This window comes from uncultured Corynebacterium sp. (assembly GCF_902782855.1).
In the GTDB taxonomy this organism is placed as follows: domain Bacteria; phylum Actinomycetota; class Actinomycetes; order Mycobacteriales; family Mycobacteriaceae; genus Corynebacterium.
Genome location: NZ_CACZOO010000077.1, coordinates 1 through 3394, shown reverse-complemented (window position 1 = coordinate 3394; position 3394 = coordinate 1). Strand labels below are relative to the sequence as shown.

The following is a 3394-nucleotide window of genomic DNA, read 5'->3' as shown; positions in this document are numbered from 1 at the left end:
TGGCTTCCATGAGGTCGCCGAGTTCGGGAGTCTCGCCGCCGACGGCGAAGAGCCAGTCGAGCGAGTCGTCCTCGGTGGCGAGGAATCCATTGACGGTGGTCGCGGTCGTGTAGGTCACGTTCATGGTGTCCAGCATGACGCATCGGTGGTGAGACGGTGTCGACGCGTCTGATTCCAAGGTTCCTATGGAGGGGGAAGGACCCACCATAAACGTCACTGTGACGTAAAGAGCGGATACCGGAGGTCGGACGAATGGCAGGAGATTAAGGCTTCAGAGGTGCTGACAGTTCGGCTTCGGGGCGACAGTGCCACCCGCGGTTCGGTCCAGTGCCATCCGGCCGTGACGCCCGGGGCCGGCGATCCGTCACGGACCGATGGTGTCGGACACAACCAGATGGCGCAGCAGTCCGCACCAGTCAGAGCGGCAGGCAAGGGCACGAGTGGGATACGGTGCCGGCACAGCGGCGACACATCATCGTCGGTGTCACCGTTGAACTCCCTGCACAGCTGCCCACCTCCGGTTAGCCGATAATATACATTATGACATTTTAGGAGGACGGGCCCTGCCCTCCCGGTCACGTTTTTTTGATCTGTCTCAGTCATTCTGTCGTTTTTCGCACTTGACCTGTCGGGGTACGGATCTCTCCTATCTTTCGCACTGAACCTGTCGTAGTCTCGGAGGTACCTTGTCACTCGTCACGGGGAGCCCGGGACATGACACTTCGACATCTGCCCGCCAACGGCACCGACCAGACACGCGTCCTAATCAACCTCGACGGCGATATCCAGAACTTCGCAGGAGACGCCGCCCTCGGCGACATCCCCGTGGAACGCGCCCAGCCACTCCGCGAGTTTTTCGCCTGGAAGCACAAGCGCAACTACGAGGGCTACTGGTTTTCCACGACGGTCGGCACGCATGTTCCCTTCGAGTCTCTCCTGGAGCGCCAGTTCTTGCTGTCCGCAGACTTCGACCCGTCCATCACCGCTATCAGTGCCCGGCCTCTCGGTCTGCTCTGGCCCGCAGGCACCACCACCGAAACTCCGGAAGGCCGGACCAGGACCTTGCGCTCCCACGTCCCTGACTTCTTCTGCCGCCACGCCGACGGTGATGCCACCCTCGTCGACGTCCGCCGTCCCGACGCGGACGATGACCCCCATTTTCACCTCACTGCCGAGCTCTGCGCCGAAATCGGCTGGGGCTACACCGTGTTCACAGGCCTGGAGTCACCAACCTCCGAGACCCTCGACTGGCTGGCCGGCTACCGCATGGACCGCTACGCTCCTGACACGGAGGTCCGCGGTGCCCTGCTCGCTGTATTCGACCCTGAAACCTCACTACGTGCGGGTGTGCACGCTGCGTCCCGGAGCACGGGGCTCGCCCGGGACGCCATCCTCTGCAACACACTGCACCTGCTGTTCCACGGCGAGTTGCACTTCGATCCGTCGCAGCCACTGACCATGGAGTCCCCCATTCGACGACACTGGGAGCCGACACCATGAAGAGCGTCCGACTTCTCGACTACATCACGTTCGACGGCGCCGACTGGCAGGTCACCGCCCAGGACGGTGCCCTCCTCACCCTCACGAACCTATCCACCGGAGACACCAGACAGCTCAGTGTGTCAGACCTGCTGACCGCCGACTCCTACACCGCAGATACCCCGAACCGACTCCCCGACCTGGACTCGGTGGCGGTCCTCGACACTCTCGACGAGAAGACCCGGAAGCACACCGAGTTCCTCCACCGGCATGTCTACGAGCTGGTCCACGCCATCCTCCCCGACAACGGAGACACACAGGTACCCAGAAGCGAATACGACCTCGACAACCCTCTGCAACACCGGTTGGACGCCAAGGTTGCAGAGCTGACCGGCCTCGGATTCCCGGTGACACAGCGGTCCCTGGAGCGCTATCTTGCGGCCTACCGTTCCCAGGGCATCGCCGGGCTCGTTGACTCCAGGAAGGTCCGGCACACCACCGTCGCTGGCCGCACCGATCCCAGGATCGTCGCCCTGCTGGAGGAAGAGATCGCCGGCCAGACGAACCTGTCCACCGGCACCCGGTCCCGGGCGATCATGCGCGTCACCCACGCTGCACAGGACAACGGCTGGGAAGTCCCATCCCGGGCCACGATGTACCGCATCCTGCGGAAACTTGAACGCGACCGCTCCCCCTTCGGTGCCGCGACCACCCGCCGGTCCAAGTCCAACCGTCCTGACCGCCCCTGGGGCACCCGGCATCCGCAACGCCCGGGCGAGCTCGTGGAGATCGACTCCACTCCCCTGGACCTCATGGTCATCTACCCCGACGGTTCCACCGGTCGCATCGACGTCACCGCAGCAGTGGACATCGCCACCCGCACCGTCCTGGCCGTCATCGCCCGGCCTGTAGCGACCAAGGCTGTCGACGCTGCGGTCCTGCTCGCGAAAGCGATGACCCCATTGACCGTACAGCCGGGATGGCCTGAATCGCTGGCGTACTCACGCTCGATCCTCCCTACCGGGATGCTGCCCGATAACGCCGAGGCTGCGGCACAGGTTGCGGCGAAGCCTGTCATCGTCCCAGAGTCGATCACCATGGACCGCGGCAGGGCGTTCAAGTCCACCACCTTCATCTCGGCCTGCGAGCGCCTGCAGATCAACCTCACCCTGGCCGCGCCCCGGACACCGACCGACAAACCGCACATCGAGTCGTTCTTCCGGGGCCTGCGTACCGGTTTCGTCCAGCACCTGGACGGCTACGTCGGCCCCAACGTCGTCCAGCGGGGCAAGGACCCCGCCAGCCAGGCGGTGTGGACGATGGTCGAGGTCCAGAATCTCATGGACATGTGGGTCGTCGGGGTGTACCAGAACCGGCCCCAAGAGGGCCTACGGATCGCAGCGATGCCCAAGCGCAAGCTGACCCCCAATGAGATGTACGCCGCGCTGGCCTCGGTTGCTCCGCAGGCTTCGGTGACCTTCGAGCGTGATGACTATATCGCCCTGCTACCGGTGGCCTACCGGTCGATCCAGCCCTACGGGATCAACTTCGACGGGTTGCACTACACCGCTCCCGAGCTCGCCGAGTACCGCGGGATGTCCTCGGGCCTTCCGGCGCCGGCATCGGGTACGTGGGAGGTTCGCTACGATCCGCACCGGATGAACCGGATCTGGGTCCGAGACCATGTGAAAGGCCGTTGGATCGAGGCGACGTGGGTGATGAACGCCCAAGTCTCAGCACCGTTCTCCCGGGACGTTCTGACCGCGGCGAAGCGGGTATTGACCCGGACGGACAACCAGTTGGCCGGTAAGGATGTCGCCGAGCAGATCAACCGGATTCTCACCGCGCCGACAACCACGAAGGAGCGCAGTGCATCGAAGCGCTCGCGGACCGTTGAGTCTAGCGTCCCTGCGGC

The 3394-nt window shown here is 64.2% G+C and carries 2 protein-coding genes; both read left to right on the top strand.

The annotated features are described in order from the left end of the window. Positions 1-714 precede the first annotated feature (714 nt). Entirely contained in the window at positions 715-1500 is a 786-nt protein-coding gene (locus tag QZV72_RS03455) for a TnsA-like heteromeric transposase endonuclease subunit (protein ID WP_297005316.1), read from the top strand. Beyond that, positions 1497-3394: Mu transposase C-terminal domain-containing protein (locus QZV72_RS03450; protein ID WP_297005314.1), on the top strand; the 1898-nt coding region annotated here is incomplete at its 3' end. The genes QZV72_RS03455 and QZV72_RS03450, both read left to right, overlap by 4 nt.